This is a genomic window from Marinimicrobium sp. C6131 (assembly GCF_026153455.1).
Taxonomy (GTDB): domain Bacteria; phylum Pseudomonadota; class Gammaproteobacteria; order Pseudomonadales; family Cellvibrionaceae; genus Marinimicrobium.
The window spans coordinates 2,727,308-2,742,988 of the sequence record NZ_CP110629.1; the positions used below are offsets into that span (position 1 = coordinate 2,727,308).

The 15,681-nt window shown below is 62.0% G+C and carries 16 protein-coding genes; 14 read left to right on the plus strand and 2 right to left on the minus strand.

From position 1 onward, the window contains the following. Nucleotides 1-70: 70 nt before the first annotated feature. Genes gshB through ruvX form a run of 4 tightly spaced genes read left to right on the plus strand, consistent with a single transcriptional unit; the run spans nt 71 to nt 3,016 of the window. The gene (gene gshB, locus OOT55_RS11825; protein ID WP_265366074.1) at nt 71-1,018 is read left to right on the plus strand and encodes a glutathione synthase; all 948 of its coding nucleotides are present in this window, start codon (nt 71-73) and stop codon (nt 1,016-1,018) included. Between the two features lie 35 nt (nt 1,019-1,053). Then, nucleotides 1,054-1,959: an energy transducer TonB gene (locus tag OOT55_RS11830; protein WP_265366075.1), complete on the plus strand. Its 906-nt coding sequence runs from the start codon at nt 1,054-1,056 to the stop codon at nt 1,957-1,959. A gap of 57 nt (nt 1,960-2,016) precedes the next feature. Next, complete coding sequence (locus OOT55_RS11835) at nt 2,017-2,610, plus strand: YqgE/AlgH family protein (protein ID WP_265366076.1); 594 nt, start codon at nt 2,017-2,019, stop codon at nt 2,608-2,610. Nucleotide 2,611: 1 nt separating this feature from the next. Continuing rightward, on the plus strand, nt 2,612-3,016 hold the full coding sequence (gene ruvX / locus OOT55_RS11840) for a Holliday junction resolvase RuvX (RefSeq protein WP_265366077.1): 405 nt from the start codon (nt 2,612-2,614) through the stop codon (nt 3,014-3,016). 26 nt (nt 3,017-3,042) lie between these two features. Here the strand turns inward: ruvX and OOT55_RS11845 are convergent, their stop codons facing one another. Together OOT55_RS11845 and OOT55_RS11850 are read right to left on the minus strand one after the other, a co-directional pair. After that, nucleotides 3,043-4,188 (minus strand): PilT/PilU family type 4a pilus ATPase, encoded by a 1,146-nt coding sequence (locus tag OOT55_RS11845; RefSeq protein ID WP_265366078.1) that lies wholly within the window; start codon nt 4,186-4,188, stop codon nt 3,043-3,045. Nucleotides 4,189-4,207: 19 nt separating this feature from the next. Next, nucleotides 4,208-5,242: a type IV pilus twitching motility protein PilT gene (locus OOT55_RS11850; RefSeq protein WP_024461433.1), complete on the minus strand. Its 1,035-nt coding sequence runs from the start codon at nt 5,240-5,242 to the stop codon at nt 4,208-4,210. A 95-nt stretch (nt 5,243-5,337) separates the two neighbouring features. On the opposite strand from OOT55_RS11850, the gene OOT55_RS11855 reads away from it, so the two are divergent. The 10 genes from OOT55_RS11855 to OOT55_RS11900 all read left to right on the plus strand — a co-directional run bounded on the left by OOT55_RS11855 (nt 5,338) and on the right by OOT55_RS11900 (nt 15,679). Next, nucleotides 5,338-6,030: a YggS family pyridoxal phosphate-dependent enzyme gene (locus OOT55_RS11855; RefSeq protein ID WP_265366079.1), complete on the plus strand. Its 693-nt coding sequence runs from the start codon at nt 5,338-5,340 to the stop codon at nt 6,028-6,030. 16 nt (nt 6,031-6,046) lie between these two features. After that, complete coding sequence (gene proC / locus OOT55_RS11860) at nt 6,047-6,874, plus strand: pyrroline-5-carboxylate reductase (RefSeq protein WP_265366080.1); 828 nt, start codon at nt 6,047-6,049, stop codon at nt 6,872-6,874. A 41-nt stretch (nt 6,875-6,915) separates the two neighbouring features. Then, nucleotides 6,916-7,506, plus strand: coding sequence for a YggT family protein (locus tag OOT55_RS11865; RefSeq protein WP_265366081.1), 591 nt, complete (start codon nt 6,916-6,918; stop codon nt 7,504-7,506). A 143-nt stretch (nt 7,507-7,649) separates the two neighbouring features. Next, nucleotides 7,650-9,632: a dynamin family protein gene (locus tag OOT55_RS11870; RefSeq protein WP_265366082.1), complete on the plus strand. Its 1,983-nt coding sequence runs from the start codon at nt 7,650-7,652 to the stop codon at nt 9,630-9,632. 80 nt (nt 9,633-9,712) lie between these two features. Then, on the plus strand, nt 9,713-10,882 hold the full coding sequence (gene metX / locus OOT55_RS11875) for a homoserine O-succinyltransferase MetX (RefSeq protein WP_265366083.1): 1,170 nt from the start codon (nt 9,713-9,715) through the stop codon (nt 10,880-10,882). 11 nt (nt 10,883-10,893) lie between these two features. Next, nucleotides 10,894-11,499, plus strand: a complete 606-nt coding sequence (metW, locus tag OOT55_RS11880; RefSeq protein WP_265368825.1) for a methionine biosynthesis protein MetW — start codon at nt 10,894-10,896, stop codon at nt 11,497-11,499. Between the two features lie 42 nt (nt 11,500-11,541). Next, complete coding sequence (locus tag OOT55_RS11885; protein WP_265366084.1) at nt 11,542-13,050, plus strand: ATP-binding protein; 1,509 nt, start codon at nt 11,542-11,544, stop codon at nt 13,048-13,050. Then, nucleotides 13,043-14,431 (plus strand): sigma-54-dependent transcriptional regulator, encoded by a 1,389-nt coding sequence (locus OOT55_RS11890; protein WP_265366085.1) that lies wholly within the window; start codon nt 13,043-13,045, stop codon nt 14,429-14,431. The genes OOT55_RS11885 and OOT55_RS11890 overlap by 8 nt, the downstream gene beginning before the upstream one ends. A gap of 246 nt (nt 14,432-14,677) precedes the next feature. Next, entirely contained in the window at nt 14,678-15,094 is a 417-nt protein-coding gene (locus OOT55_RS11895) for a DUF4168 domain-containing protein (RefSeq protein ID WP_265366086.1), read from the plus strand. A gap of 147 nt (nt 15,095-15,241) precedes the next feature. Further along, nucleotides 15,242-15,679: a DUF4426 domain-containing protein gene (locus tag OOT55_RS11900; protein WP_265366087.1), complete on the plus strand. Its 438-nt coding sequence runs from the start codon at nt 15,242-15,244 to the stop codon at nt 15,677-15,679. Nucleotides 15,680-15,681: the final 2 nt, after the last annotated feature.

A 15,681-nucleotide genomic window follows, 5' to 3' on the forward strand; every position in this document is an offset into this window, starting at 1 on the left:
TTAACTTTAGCGCGCAAAACGGCAGGCGGCAATACAGCCACATCCCCACTCATATCCGGAAAACGTTTGTATGACCCTTTCTCTTGGCGTGATCATGGACCCTATCGACCAGATCACCTTTTACAAGGACACCACGCTGGCGCTGCTGCTGGCCGCTCAGGAGCGGGGCTGGGACCTGCACTACATGGAGCAGTCCGACCTGTATCTGGACAGAGGGCAGGCCCGGGCGAGCACCCGACCGCTGCTGGTCATGGACGATGAAAACCACTGGTTTGAGCTGGGCCCGCGTCAGGAGCGCCCGCTGGCTGAACTCGATATACTCCTGATGCGCAAGGACCCGCCATTTGACAATGAATTCACCTACAGCACCTACATTCTGGAGGCGGCCCAGCGCGAGGGAAGCCTGGTGGTCAACGACCCTCAGAGTCTGCGGGACTGTAACGAGAAGATTTTTGCCACCCGTTTCCCCCAATGCTGCCCGCCCCTGATTGTCAGCCGGGACCCGGCACGACTGCGTCAATTCCACCGGGACCAGGAAGACGTCATTTTCAAGCCTCTGGATGGTATGGGCGGCAGCCGTATTTTCCGCTGTAGAGCCGACGACCCCAACGTCAGTGTGATCCTGGAGACCCTCACCGATTTCGGCACCCAGATGGTGATGGCGCAGCGCTACCTGCCGGCCATCACCGAAGGCGACAAGCGCATTCTCGTGGTCGACGGGGAGGCGGTGCCCTACAGCCTGGCCCGAATACCCGCCAGCGGCGAAACCCGGGGCAACCTGGCCGCCGGCGGGCGGGGCGTTGCCCAGCCGTTGACCGACCGGGATCGCTGGATTGTGGCGCAGGTCGCACCCACGCTCAGGGAAAAAGGGTTACTCTTTGTCGGACTGGACGTCATCGGTGACTACCTGACCGAGATCAATGTCACCAGCCCAACCTGTGTGCGAGAGATTGATAAGGCGTTTGACACCCGGATTGGGGCCCGATTGATGGATGCCATTGAGCGACGTCTGCCCTGATCGCCATTGCTGAACGAGCTGCCGCACCGATTACTATGAGTCAAAATCGCCCCGACGACACGCTACCGGAGAACACCGTGGATACGGGGGACCGACTGAGCTTTACCCTGTTTCTGGCTCTGGCGGTTCATGCGCTACTGATCTTTGGTGTCTCTTTCACCTTGCCTGAGCGCGGTCAGGCGGCACCCACACTGGATGTGACCCTTGCCAATCACCGGGACAACCAGGCGCCGGATGAGGCGGACTACCTGGCCCAGCACAACCAGCAGGCCAGTGGTACCGAGGAGCGGGCGCGCCAGTTGACCACCGAGCAGGAAGCAGAGTTTGCCGATACCCGGGTGCGGGACATCAACCCGACCCCCCAAACGCAGGCCAGCACCGCGCGGGAGCGACGCGATAACGCGGTGGTGACCACCACGAGCCGGGCGGAACGGCAACAACCAAGTCCGGAGGACGCCGACCCCCAGGAGCAGCAGGAAAAACGCGAAGGCCAGATTGAAGAACAGCCGGTGCTCAGCCAGGAAATTGCCAGCCTGCAGGCCAAACTTGATCGTCAGCGCCAGGAGTACGCCAAACGCCCGCGCATTCGACGCCTCACCTCCGTAGCCACCCGCGCCGCCTTTGACGCCCGCTACCTGCACGAGTGGGGCCAGAAAATCGAGCGCACCGGCAACCGCCACTACCCTCAGGAAGCCCTCAACCGCCGGATCACCGGCAGCCTGCGCCTGTCCGTCGCCATCAACCCGGATGGCACGATTCACGAGGTCGAAGTACTGCATTCCTCCGGTCACCGACTGCTGGACCAGGCCGCAGTGCAGATAGTGCACCTCGCCGCCCCCTTCAACAGCTTCCCGCCCGAAATCCGCCAGGAATACGACCGGCTGGAAATCATTCGCACCTGGAATTTCGAAATCGCCGGGCTTTCAACCTCCGCGGATTAGTCGCAGATTTTCTCGAGTCGCGCTTGTTTTCCCGGTGGTTTCCCCCATAATTCAGGTATGAACGAAAAAATCCCTGCAGACACTGAAAAAGCCCTGACCGCCGGCAGCCTGCGCGACCATTTCCTGATCGCCATGCCCGGCATGCTCGATCGCAACTTTGCCCACAGCATCACCTATATCTGTGAGCACAGTGACGAGGGCGCCATGGGGCTGGTGCTCAACAATGCCATGCCGCTGACGCTTGGCGACATCTTCAGTCAGCTGGGACTGGGGGATGACCGACACCTCGGCGATCACCCGGTGTTGGCCGGCGGTCCGGTTCAGATCGAACGCGGCTTTGTGGTCCACAACGACACCAGCCGCTGGCAGTCGACCCTGTCCGTGGCCGACGATGTCAGCCTCAGCGCCTCCAGGGACATTCTCGAAGCCCTGTCCGAAGGCCGCGGCCCCGAGAGCTTCATCATCGCCCTCGGCTATGCCGGTTGGGAAGCGGGTCAACTCGAAGATGAAATCGCGGCCAACGCCTGGCTGACCATGCCCGCCGACCGTCACATTCTGTTCCACACCCCCAGCGAGCAACGCTGGGCCGCCGCCGCGAACCACCTGGGGTTCGACCTCAACCTGATTTCCGCCACCGCCGGCCACGCCTGACGTGCAGTTGCTGGGTTTCGATTACGGCCTGAAGAATATCGGGGTCGCGACCGGTCAGACGCTGACCGGAACCGCCACGCCCCAGGCCGCGCTTCGCGCCAGAGACGGCGTACCGGACTGGTCTGAGGTAGAGGCACTACTCCGGGACTGGCGCCCGGATCTGGTATTGGTGGGGTTGCCGCTGAATATGGACGGCACCGAGAGCGAGCTGTCGGCCCGGGCGCGCAAGTTTGCCAACCGGATACACGGCCGGTTTGGCGTGGCGGTGGAGATGGTCGATGAGCGCCTGTCGAGTTTCGCGGCCAAGGGCGAAGTCATGGCCCGCGGCGGCTCACAGGACTACGGTAAAAACCCTGTGGACGCCATTGCCGCGCGCCTGATCGTGGAAACCTATATGAACCGCTAGGGGCCTCCTGAACCGCTAGCGGGCGCTTAAAACACCCGCCCCCGATCATCGGAGCCGTCGTTTTCGATCGACAGCTCATCGGCCGCATGAGACAGATAAGTGGCATCCGTTTCCGAGCCGAGCTTGATCAACAAGCGCAGATCATTGGGTGAATCGGCGTGAGCCAGAGCGTCCTCGTAGGTGATCTCCCCGGCATCGTACAGCTCGTACAACGCCTGATCGAAGGTCTGCATGCCCAGTTCGGTGGACTTTTTCATCAGCTCCTTGAGCTCACTGACCTCCCCTTTGCGAATCAGATCCGACGCCAGCGGCGTATTCAGCAGCACCTCAAGACAGGCCCGACGGCCCTGACCGTCCGGCGTCGGGATCAGTTGCTGGGCCACGATACCCCGCAGATTCAGGGACAGGTCCATCCACAACTGGCGATGCCGGTCCGCCGGGAAAAAGTGAATGATCCGGTCCAACGCCTGGTTGGCATTGTTGGCGTGCAGGGTCGCCAGACACAGGTGACCGGTTTCGGCAAACGCAATCGCGTGCTCCATGGTTTCCCGGGTACGGACCTCACCAATCAGGATCACGTCCGGCGCCTGACGCAGAGTGTTCTTCAGCGCGGTCTCAAACGACTCGGTATCAATGCCCACTTCCCGCTGGGTGATGATGCAGCCCTGATGCTGATGAATGAATTCAATCGGGTCTTCGATGGAAATGATATGGCCCTTGCTGTTGCGATTGCGGTGGCCGATCATCGAGGCGAGCGACGTTGACTTACCGGTGCCGGTTGCCCCCACAAACAGGATCAGCCCCCGTTTGGTCATGGCCAGATCCTTGATGATGTCCGGCAGGCCCAGATCATCGATTTCCGGAATGGTGGTCTCAATACGGCGCAACACCATGCCCGCCAGGTTGCGCTGGTAGAACGCGCTCGCCCGGAAGCGGCCTATACCGCGGGCGCTGATGGCGAAGTTGAGCTCTTTCTGCTCGAGAAATTCCCGGCGCTGCTTTTCATTCATGACCCCCAGCACCACCTCCCGGGCCTTCTCCGGAGCCAGCGGCGAAGCGGTGGCGGGAACCAGCTTGCCGTTCACCTTGATGGACGGCGGTACGCCGGCGGTAATGAAAAGATCTGAGGCCCCTTTCTCGACCATCAGCGACAATAAACGATCAAAATCCATAGCGGTGTCCCGTGATTATCTAGAAGTTTTCCGGCATCTTGGCTTTTTCCCGGGCCACGTCGCGATTGACCAACCGACGCGCTACCAGATCCGCCAGGCACTGATCCATCGTCTGCATCCCCAGGGAAGCCCCGGTCTGGATGGCAGAGTACATCTGCGCCACCTTGTCTTCGCGGATCAGGTTGCGAATGGCGGAGGTGCCTCGCATGATTTCATGTGCCGCCACCCGGCCGCCACCGTTTTTCTTGAGCAGGGTCTGGGAGATGACCGCCTGCAACGACTCGGACAACATCGAGCGGACCATGGCTTTCTCATTGGCCGGGAACACGTCCACCACCCGGTCAATGGTCTTGGCCGCCGAGGTGGTGTGCAGGGTGCCGAACACCAGGTGGCCGGTTTCCGCGGCGGTCAGCGCCAGACGGATGGTTTCCAGGTCTCGCAGTTCGCCCACCAGAATGATATCCGGGTCTTCCCGCAGCGCTGAACGAAGCGCTTCCGAAAAGCCGTGAGTGTCCCGGTGCACTTCGCGCTGGTTGACCAGGCACTTTTTGCTTTCGTGCACAAATTCGATCGGGTCCTCAATGGTCAGAATGTGTTCATACTTGTTGTCATTGATGTAATCCATCATCGCCGCCAGAGTGGTGGACTTGCCCGAGCCGGTCGGGCCGGTCACCAACACCAGCCCCCGGGGCACCGCGCAGATATCCCGAAACACGCTGCCCATACCCAGCTCTTCCATGGTCAACACCTTGGACGGAATGGTCCGGAACACCGCACCGGCACCGCGGTTCTGATTGAAGGCGTTCACCCGGAAGCGGGCCACGCCGGGCACCTCAAAGGAGAAGTCGGTTTCCAGGAACTCTTCAAAGTCCTTGCGCTGCTTGTCATTCATTATTTCGTAGATCAAACTATGCACCTGCTTGTGCTCCATGGGAGGCAGGTTGATCCGCCGCACATCGCCGTCCACCCGGATCATCGGGGGCAGGCCTGCGGAGAGGTGCAAGTCTGAAGCGCCCTGTTTAGCGCTGAAGGCCAGAAGTTCCGTAATATCCATACTGCTACCTTATTTGTGTTTCTGTGGTTTCAGTGGCCACTGAGGGGCCGGGCGCGACAGAAGCGCTCAGGCCGACAACCCCCACCGGGACAGATATGCCAAAGATAGACGAGAAGCTCCACAATGTCACCGCCCGCCTGACTGCGGCTGCCGAAGCCGCCGGTCGTCACCCCCAGTTTGTGAAGCTGGTCGCAGTCAGCAAAACCCAACCCGCCGAGGCGCTGGAGGCCGCTTACCATGCGGGGCAGCGTCGCTTCGGAGAAAACTACCTGCAGGAAGCACTACCCAAACAGGAGGCTCTGGCACACCTACCCGACATTGAATGGCATTTTATCGGCCCGATCCAGTCCAACAAAACCCGGGATATCGCCGAGCATTTTGACTGGGTCCACAGCGTGGACCGACTCAAGATTGCCCAGCGCCTGAACGACCAACGCCCCGCCCGGCTCGGCCACCTGAATGTCTGCCTGCAAGTGAACCTCGACGCGGAAGACAGCAAGGCCGGGGTCAGCCTGCAGGCGCTGCCGGAGCTGGCCCGGGAGGTCAGTCGGCTACCCAACCTGAGCCTGCGCGGCCTGATGGCGATTCCCGCACCCCGGGAGGAGCAGGTGGCCCAGCGCGCCAGTCTGGCTCGACTGCGGCAGGCGCTGGAGGACCTGCGGGCCCAGGGGCTCGCGCTGGATACCCTGTCCATGGGCATGTCCGCAGATCTTGAGGCGGCAGTCGCCGAGGGCGCCACTCTGGTGCGGGTCGGTACCGACATTTTCGGTCCCCGCAGCCAATATTGAACCAACAGGAACGACTATGACCAACACGCAACATCCCCGGCTGGCCTTTATCGGCGCCGGCAACATGGCCCGCAGTATCATTGGTGGCCTGGTACAGGAAGGCTATCCCGCCGAGCGCATCCGGGCCAGCGACCCGAACAATGCCGCACTGGAACAGCTCAGCCGCGACTTCGGTATCGGCACGGGCGACAACGCCGAGGTGGCCGAGTGGGCCGAGGTGGTGGTGCTCGCGGTCAAGCCCCAGGTGATGAAAACCGTCACCGAAGCCCTGCGCCCGAGCCTGGCCCATCATCCCCTGCTGATTTCCATCGCCGCCGGTATCGACGGGGCCAGCCTGAGTCGCTGGCTGGGCGAGGACCAGGCGGTTGTCCGCTGCATGCCCAACACGCCAGCCCTGGTCAAAACCGGGGCCAGCGGCCTGTATGCGAACCGCCATACCAGCCCCGCGCAGCGCCAACAGGCGGAACAGATTCTGGGCGCCGTCGGCACGGTTCAATGGCTGGAGAACGAGCAGCGGATGGATGCAGTGACCGCCGTTTCGGGCTCCGGCCCCGCCTACTTTTTCCTGGTCATGGAAGCGATGATCGACGCCGGCGTCCAACAGGGACTGACCCGGGAAGCCGCCACCGAGCTGACCTTGCAGACCGCGCTGGGCGCTGCCACCCTGGCTCGCACCAGCGACGTCGGCGTGGACGAACTGCGTCGGCGCGTCATGTCGCCGGGAGGCACGACCGAAGCCGCCATCGAGTCATTTGAACGCGACGGCCTGCGCGACATCTTCCAGCGTGCCATGACCGCCTGCGCTGAGCGCTCGGTCAGCCTGGCCAAAGCCCTGGGGCAGTAACCGACCCGCACCACGGGACCCGACTGACAAGAGGAAACACCATGTCTACCTCGGCTGAAATTGCCATTTACATCATTCGCACTCTGGGCTCGCTGTACCTGATGTTGGTGCTGCTGCGCTTTCTGTTCCAGATGGTGCGGGCGGATTTCTACAATCCCATTTCCCAGTTCGTCGCCAAAGCCACCAATCCGCTGCTCATGCCGCTGCGCAAGGTGATTCCCGGTTTTTTCGGCGTTGATCTGGCGGCCCTGGTATTGGCACTGGCGGTACAGTGGTTATTGATTCAACTGGTACTGGTCATCGCCGGCCTCGGCTTTCTCAACCCGCTCTACACCATCGCCTGGTCGGCCATTGGTCTTCTCTCGGTGGTACTGTCGATCTACTTCTGGTGCCTGATCATCTCCATTATCGCCAGTTGGGTCGCCCCCTTCAGCCAGCACCCGGCGCTGATTCTGGTGCGCCAGTTGGTGGCTCCAGTCATGGCCCCCTTCCAGAAGCTCATCCCCCCGCTTGGCGGCATTGATATCACTCCGATTTTTGCCTTCATGGTCCTGCACATTCTCAACCGCTACCTGGTTCCGGCTTTGGGACAGAGCGTCGGCATGCCCGGGGGCCTGGTCATCGGCCTGTAAACCCTCGGCCCCATCGCCGCGGACAACCGCTTGTCCGCGCGATCGGCCGCTCAGGCCAAAACTCCTTGGTACCGGAGCCCCTGTCGTAGTCCAATATCGACCCATAACACAAGCATTCCAAACCACTCAGGACACAGGGCCCTATGGACACCCGAGCGCTGTACCGTCACATGAGTCACTATCACCTCTGGCGCCAGGATCTGAGCCAGCGGTTGCGTCGCTTTGAACACTGGGTCCAGACCCATGGCCTGGTCAGCGATGAGGTGCGTCAGTGCCTGGCTCAGGCCCGCCAGCTACTGGGCAATAACGATTTTACGCTGGTCTGTGTCGGGGAGTTCTCCCGGGGTAAAACCGAACTGATCAACGCCCTGTTGATGGACGAGCGCAAACAGCGGATTCTGCCTTCGCACCCGGGCCGCACCACCATGTGCCCCACCGAAATTCATTGCGACCCGGACCGCCCCAACTGTCTGCGCCTGTTGCCGATCGAGACCCGACGCAGCCAGGCCAGCCTGGAGCGTTTCAAACGGATTCCCCGCAATTGGGTGACCCTGTCTCTGGACCCCAAAACACCGGAAACCTTGCGCGCCACCCTCGACCAGGTCTCCGCCAGCCAGTGGGTCAGCGAGGAAGACGCTCGCCAGCTCGGCTTCTCTCCCGACCAGAACAGCGAGCGCAACGAGGAAGGGTTGGTCGCCATTCCCCGCTGGCGCCACGCCATGATCAGCCTGGAGCACCCCCTGCTGCGTCGCGGCCTGCGAATCATTGATACACCGGGGCTCAATGCCCTGGGCAACGAACCCGAATTGACCCTGAGGGTTTTGCCCCAGGCCCAGGCCATTGTGTTCCTCCTCTCCGCCGACGCTGGCCTGACGGCCAGTGACATGAAGCTCTGGCGAGACCATATCCGGAGCCTGAGCCAGCAGCGCGGCAGCGCCGTGCTGACCCTGCTCAACAAGGTCGACAGCCTGTGGGACGACCTGCAACCTCCGGAGCAGGTGGCCCAGGCCGTCGACGAACTCCGCCTGCTCACTGCCCGACAACTCGCCATCGAGCCTGAGCAGGTACTCCCCCTGTCTGCCAAACAGGCCCTGCTGGGCCGTGCCCGGGATGACGCCGAGCGTCTGGAGCGCAGCGGTTTCAGGCAGTTGGAGCAGGCCCTCGGACAAACGGTGGCCCGCAGCCGTCAGGCGTTGGCAGGACAGCGTCTGATTACCGACAGCCAGGCCATGATCGACAATGTCTACCACAGCCTGAAAGGACGCCTGGCCGACGCGCGCCAGGAGTTGCTGCTGCTTCGCGCCGGAGAAGAACAGGACAACGAAGCACTGCTCTCCGAGCGCCGGGAAGCCATTCGCCAGAAGCATCGCCAGTACCACAAGCAATCCCTGTCCCTGCGGACCAGCCAGATGTTATTGGACAAGCAGCGCCCGTCGCTCATCCAGGTCATCAGCCCGGAGCGACTGGCCCGGGAGATTGACCACACCCGCCAGAGGCTCGCCAACAGCTGGACCACCGTGGGGCTGTCCCGCTCGATGGCTCACCTGTTTGATTGGCTGGACCATCAGTTGGGCCACCTGGAGCGGGAGGTCGAGCGAACCAACCGGGTGCTGGACTCCATTTATCAGCGCCCGGAACATGCCATTGACGCCAGTCAGAGACCTCAGAACTATCAACTGGACCTCACGGATGAACGCCGCCAACTGCGACAACTGCATCATCAGGCGGACCAGTTCCGCGCCTCACTGGACAGTCTTCTGAGCCTGAAAGGCCCGCTGATTCAACGCTTTGTCGGCACCCTGGTGCAGGAGGCCCGCGCCCTGTGGCACGAGCTGTACAACACCATAGATCACTGGCTGAAACAGGCTCTGGTTCCACTGTTCCAGCACAATCAGTATCAGCGACAGCTTCTGGAGCACCACATGCTGCGTCTGACGCGCATGCGCCATGAGCGACAGAGCCAGGCGCAACAGGTGGACAGCCTGCACCAGAACATCAAACAGATGGAGCGGGCACTGGAGGATCTGCTCGCCGTGCGCGAGCGGGCTCAGTCCGAGGCCGAGCCCGAACGGTTGGCGCCGGTGGTGCCGCTGAGCCGGGCCCGCACGGCCCAACCGGCCTCCTGATCCGGCCGGCATCGCTTGCAGCATTCCCGGCGCAACCTTAGACTTGCGGGTTTATTCCCTGTCCAGGACTGAGATTGCCAATGCCCGACACCCTGCCCGACGACTCGGTGGGTCTGGTCACCCCCCAGACCCTGGAGTTCACTGAGCCGCTCACGCTGGCCTGTGGCACCACGCTCGAGCGCTACGAGCTGGTGTACGAAACCTATGGCACCCTCAACGACGACCGTTCCAATGCGGTCCTGATCTGTCACGCGCTGTCCGGCAATCATCACGCCGCCGGCTACCACAGCATGGACGACCGCAAGCCCGGTTGGTGGGACAACTATATCGGGCCGGGTAAAGCCATCGACACCAACAAGTTCTTTGTGGTCTGCCCCAACAATCTCGGCGGCTGCAGCGGCTCCACCGGCCCGCGCAGCACCAATCCCGCCACCGGCAAGCCCTGGGGACCGGATTTTCCCATGCTGCGGGTACGCGACTGGGTCGAAAGTCAGGCCCGGTTGTCCGATGCCCTGGGCATTGATCGCTGGGCCGCCATTGTCGGCGGCAGCCTCGGCGGCATGCAGGTCATGCGCTGGGCGCTGGAGTACCCGGACCGATTGGGTCACGCGGTCGTGATCGCCTCGGCGATGAAGCTGAGCGCCCAGAATATTGCCTTCAACGAGACGGCCCGGCAGGCGATCATGTCCGATCCGAATTTCCTCGACGGGCGCTATCTGGAGCACAACACCCTGCCCCGCAGCGGGCTGGCGGTGGCGCGCATGATCGGCCATATCACCTACCTGTCCGATCACGCCATGGGGGAAAAATTCGGTCGGGAATTGCGCAGCGGCAGCTTTGTACGCGGCCAGCACGACCCGGTGGAGTTTCAGGTGGAGAGCTACCTGCGCTATCAGGGCGACAGCTTTGCCAATAACTTCGATGCCAACAGTTACATTCTGATCACCCGGGCTCTGGACTACTTCGACCTGGCCCGGGAGTACGAGGACGATCCGGTCAAAGCCTTTGCCGAGGCCCGCTGCAAGTTCTTTGTGGTGTCCTTCAGCAGCGACTGGCGCTTCTCGCCCCAGCGCTCCCGGGAAATTGTCGATGCCCTGCTCGGCGCCCACCAGCCGGTCACCTACACCGCCATCGACTCGCCCTACGGACACGATGCCTTCCTGCTGCCCAGCGAACGCTACCGGGAGGCCTTTACCCGCTACATGGCGGGCGTGGCCCGGGACGCGCGACGTCAGGAGGTGCAGGCATGAACGGAGCCCCCATGCGACTCGACCAGACCGAAATACAGCACTGGATTGCCGAGGGCAGCCGCATTCTCGATCTGGGCTGCGGTGACGGCACCCTGCTCAAGTACCTGCAGGAGACCAAAAACACCTCCGGCTACGGCCTGGAAATCGGCGCCGAACAGATCAACGCGTGCATCGACAAAGGCCTGAATGTCATTGAGCAGAACCTGGACGAAGGCCTGGGCAACTTTGCCGACCAGAGCTTCGATACCGTGATCATGGCCCAGGCCATCCAGACCATGCACTACCCGCACAAAGTCCTGGATGAGATGCTCCGGGTGGGCAAGGAGTGCATCGTCACCTTCCCCAACTTTGGCCACTGGAAAGCCCGCTGGCACCTGGCCGTGCGCGGTCGCATGCCGGTGTCCGACCTGCTGCCCTTCGAGTGGTACGATACCCCCAATATCCACTTCTGCACCTTCCGGGACTTCGAGGTGCTCTGCCGGGATAAAGGCATCACCGTGCTGCATCGGCAGGTGGTCAACGAAGAGTCGCCGAACTTTTTGAAGGATGTATCGCCCAACCTGTTTGGCGAGACCGCCATTTATCACTTGTGCCTCGGTCACCGGGCCGGTCATTAGACCGGTCTTCGGTTCAACCACCCAAACCGGGAGTCAGCCCTCATGGGATTGCGACAGCCCTTTGGCCTGTACAACATCCGTACCGCGCTGCTGGCGTTTGTGCTCGCGCCTTTTCTGCTGATCATGATCACCACCGCCGGCTTCAGCCTGCGGCAACTGGAGCAGGCCGCAGAAACCGGTATGGAGGAGGAAATCGAGCTGATCGCCCGCTCAATCCGCCGCCCTCTGAGCTACGCGCTGGAAAATGGCCATGAAGAAACGCTGCGCCGCACTGTGACCTCGGCGGGGGATATCGGTCGTGTGTACGGCGTCTATGTGTACGATGAACAGGGCAACCGCATCACCGCCCAGGGCCCCAGCAACGTGCAGGTGCAGGACATCGAGGCCGCCAGTCTCGCCTCCCGGGGCAGCGAGCAGAGCGCCTTTGAAGAGATCGGTGGCGAAGCGGTTTTTTCCTACTTCATGCCACTGACCGACAGTGGCGGACGTATCCATGGGTTGCTTCAGGTCACCCGGCGAGGCAGCGACTTCGTCCAGCAGATTCGCGCCTTCCGCACCCGGGCCATCAGCATTCTGGCCGGTTCGGCCCTGTTGGTATTGATACTGGTATGGATCGGCTATCAGCGCGCGATCGGTCGCCACATTCAGTCCATGGGACGCGGCATGGCCACCGTCGCGAGCGGCCGTCGGGACCATCGCCTGGATACCCAGGGCCCCACCGAACTGCGCTTTCTGTCCGAGGGCATTAACCGGATGCTCGACAGCATCGTCGCCTCCGAGCGGGAAATCAGTACTCGTCGGGAACGGGAATACCAACTCAAACACCAGTTACACCAAGCCGAAAAACTGGCGGCCATCGGGCGTTTTGCGGCCGGCGTCGCACACGAGCTCGGCACGCCCCTGAGCGTCGCCGACGGCAAGGCCCAGCGGGCCCTGCGTCGCGCCGCCCCCGAGGACGCCAAAACCCTGCAGGACATCCGGCAGCAGCTGCAGCGCATGGAGCGGATCATCCGGCAACTGATGGATTTTGCCCGTCCGGTCACTCCCGAGCACCGGGAGGTCCGTTTGACCGACCTGGTGCAGTCCTCGCTGCAGCAAGTGGAAGACGAGCGCCGCAAGCATTCGGTAGACATCGAAATCCGGGCACCCGAGACACCCTGCCCCACACTCAATGCCGATCGGCTGCGTCTGGAGCAGGCCCTGATCAACCTGCTACGCAACGCCGTTCAGGCCACCCCCAACGGCCTTGTCAGGCTGAGCTGGCACTGCACATCCGACGCGGTGCGACTCGTGGTGGAAGACAACGGCCCCGGCATCGCGCCCTCCGTACGGGAGCAATTGCTCGAACCCTTCGTCACCACCAAACCTGTGGGCGTTGGCACCGGGCTCGGACTGGCCGTCGTCAACGCGGTGGTCACCGAGCATGGTGGACACATCGACATCGGTGCGAGCCAAATGGGTGGGGCCCGCTTTGATCTGAACATCCCCTTCCAGCCTCCGGCCGACTCGCCGTCCGCCGTGAATGCACCCGAGGTACTGCCCCATGACTGACACTCCCAGCGCAGGTCCCGTTGACATTCTGGTGATTGAGGACGACCCGGATCTGCGGCAACTGCTGCTGGAAGAGCTTGCCGATGCCGGCCATCGTTGCGCGGGCAAAGGCGACCTGGTCAGTGCCCGCCAGTGGTTGAGCGAACAGGCCCCCAAGCTGGTGGTCAGCGACCTGCACCTGCCCGATGGCAACGGCCTGGACCTGCTGGAGGAATTGCGCCAATTGCCTGTGCGTCCGAGTTTTATCGCCATCACCGCCTTTGGCACCATCGATCAGGCAGTGGATGCCCTGAAGCGCGGCGCCGATGACTTTCTGACCAAACCCCTGGACCTGGACCACTTTACCCTGTCCATTACCCGCACCCTGCAGCGCCAACTGTTGGAGCAGGAACTGAGCTATTACCGGCGCCTGCTGGACCAGGGCGAGTTCCACGGCATGATCGGGCGCAGCCCGCGTATGCGCCAGTTGTTCACCCAGATTCAGCAGGTCGCCCAGGCCGGTGGCCCGGTACTGGTGACCGGAGAGAGCGGCGTAGGCAAGGAGTTGGTGGCCCGCGCCATTCACCGGGAGAGCGATCGCCGGGATGGCCCCTTTATCGCGCTCAACTGCGGCGGCATCGCCGCCAACCTGCTGGAAAGCGAACTGTTCGGCCATGCCGCCGGCGCCTTTACCGGTGCCACCAAGGCCCGGCGCGGCCTGTTCGCCGCCGCCGACGGTGGCACCCTGATGCTCGATGAAATCGGCGAAATGCCCATGGAGATGCAGTCGAGCCTGCTGCGCGTACTGCAGGACGGTCGGGTGCGACCGGTCGGCAGCAACACCGAACAGGACCTGAACGTGCGGATTATCGCCGCCACCAACCGGGAGCTGCCCGATGAGGTCAGTGAGGGACGCTTTCGGGAGGACCTCTACTACCGTCTGGAAACCTTCACCATCGAAGTCCCGCCTCTGCGCCAGCGCGGCGACGACCTGGAGCGCCTGATCGCCCATATGGTGCATCAGTTCAACCAGCGCCGTCAGCAGCCGGTGGACGGCCTGAGCGGCGAGGCGTTGAACCTGCTCAAACGCTACCCCTTCCCGGGCAATGTCCGCGAACTGTCCAACATCATTGAGCGAGCGGTGACCTTCTGCTCCGAGCGTCTGATCGGACCGGAGCACTTGCCCGAGCGGATTCACCAGGCCACACCGACGCCGGAGCCCGCCTCCGGCGACCGCTGGCAGCCGCCCACCGGCGAGGGTGAGCTGGTGTCGCTGGATGCGGTGGAACGCAGTTACATCCATTATGTGCTCGATCAGGTGGACGGCAACAAAAAGCGCGCCGCCGATATCCTCAACATCGGCCGACGCACCCTATACCGATGGCTGGAAACCGACGCGTGAATTGACCTCTGTAGGCGGCTTGCGCCCATCCGACACACTCGGGGGTGAGTCAATTTGGCACATGAGCGAAAGGGCACAGTGACCCAGTCCACACACAGCGCGCCGATACCAGATAAAAACCCATACAAATCAATCACTTATAAAATTTTTGCACTTTTGGCACGGGCGTTGCGATAGACACAGGTACGCAACACAACTAACGGGTTTTTCAGAACCCCTATTCTGTTTCACTGTGAGGAGAAACTTATGCGTACCATCAAACATCCCGTACTCGCCCTTCTGGCTACTGCCGGTCTGCTGTTCGGCGCGGCCACCGTTTCCGCCCAAGGCGCAGCGCCCCAGGGCGGCGCTCAGGCCCCACAGGCTCAGCCGCAGACTGAAGCAATGGACGTGAGTGAAGAGCAGGTTGAAAGCTTCGTAGACGCCTACATGGCCGTCCAGGGCATCAACCAGGAATACACCCAGAAGCTTCAGGCGGTGGAAGATCCCGAGAAGGCCACCGAACTGCAGCAGGAAGCCCAGACCAAGATGCAGGAAGCGGTGAGCGATTCCGGTCTGTCCATCTCTGAGTACCAGCAGATCGCCAACCAGGCCGGCCAGAACGAAGAACTGCGCGGCCAGATCGAAGAAGCACTGACCGCCCGTGTTGAGCAGGACTCCTGATACGAGTCAGACCGACACGATACAGAAACGGGGCCTCTTGGCCCCGTTTTTTGTCCCCGCCTTTTGTGCCAAAGACCCATCGAGTAAGGTAGACTTTCTCCTTCGGAACTCACCTGAGTCCCTTTCATTCGAAGTCGGAGAAGCCTCATGTCACGCCTGCTGTCCTTGACCGCCCTGCTAGCGCTGCTACTGGCACCGCTGACCCACGCCCAGAGTGGCTCGGAGCGCTTTGGTGATTACCAGGTGTACTACAGTGTGTTCAACAGTACCTTCGTGCTGCCAGACATCGCCAGCGTGCACAATCTGGTGCGCGGCGAAGACCGGGCCCTGGTGAATATCAGCGTTACCCGTGCCGACGGTGGCCTGGGCCTACCCGCCGAGTTGAGCGGCACAGCCAGTAACCTGATGCAGCAGACTCAGACTCTGGAGTTCAAAGAAATCAGCGAGGGCGACACCACGTATTACATCGCCCCGATACGCCACCTTGATGAAGAGATGTACAACTTCCGAGTCCGTATTCAGCCCGAGGGCGCCGAGCAGAGCTTCGAGCTGCGCTTCAGCCAAAAGCTGTACATTGAAAAGTAATG

Coding starts and splice junctions, on each gene's coding strand:
- gshB (WP_265366074.1), top strand. CDS start 71: ATGACCCTTTCTCTTGGCGTGATCATGGACCCTATCGACCAGATCACC.
- OOT55_RS11870 (WP_265366082.1), top strand. CDS start 7,650: ATGGACACCCGAGCGCTGTACCGTCACATGAGTCACTATCACCTCTGG.
- OOT55_RS11885 (WP_265366084.1), top strand. CDS start 11,542: ATGGGATTGCGACAGCCCTTTGGCCTGTACAACATCCGTACCGCGCTG.
- OOT55_RS11900 (WP_265366087.1), top strand. CDS start 15,242: ATGTCACGCCTGCTGTCCTTGACCGCCCTGCTAGCGCTGCTACTGGCA.
- OOT55_RS11855 (WP_265366079.1), top strand. CDS start 5,338: ATGCCAAAGATAGACGAGAAGCTCCACAATGTCACCGCCCGCCTGACT.
- proC (WP_265366080.1), top strand. CDS start 6,047: ATGACCAACACGCAACATCCCCGGCTGGCCTTTATCGGCGCCGGCAAC.
- OOT55_RS11850 (WP_024461433.1), bottom strand. CDS start 5,242: ATGGATATTACGGAACTTCTGGCCTTCAGCGCTAAACAGGGCGCTTCA.
- OOT55_RS11865 (WP_265366081.1), top strand. CDS start 6,916: ATGTCTACCTCGGCTGAAATTGCCATTTACATCATTCGCACTCTGGGC.
- metW (WP_265368825.1), top strand. CDS start 10,894: ATGCGACTCGACCAGACCGAAATACAGCACTGGATTGCCGAGGGCAGC.
- metX (WP_265366083.1), top strand. CDS start 9,713: ATGCCCGACACCCTGCCCGACGACTCGGTGGGTCTGGTCACCCCCCAG.
- OOT55_RS11835 (WP_265366076.1), top strand. CDS start 2,017: ATGAACGAAAAAATCCCTGCAGACACTGAAAAAGCCCTGACCGCCGGC.
- OOT55_RS11830 (WP_265366075.1), top strand. CDS start 1,054: ATGAGTCAAAATCGCCCCGACGACACGCTACCGGAGAACACCGTGGAT.
- OOT55_RS11890 (WP_265366085.1), top strand. CDS start 13,043: ATGACTGACACTCCCAGCGCAGGTCCCGTTGACATTCTGGTGATTGAG.
- OOT55_RS11845 (WP_265366078.1), bottom strand. CDS start 4,188: ATGGATTTTGATCGTTTATTGTCGCTGATGGTCGAGAAAGGGGCCTCA.
- OOT55_RS11895 (WP_265366086.1), top strand. CDS start 14,678: ATGCGTACCATCAAACATCCCGTACTCGCCCTTCTGGCTACTGCCGGT.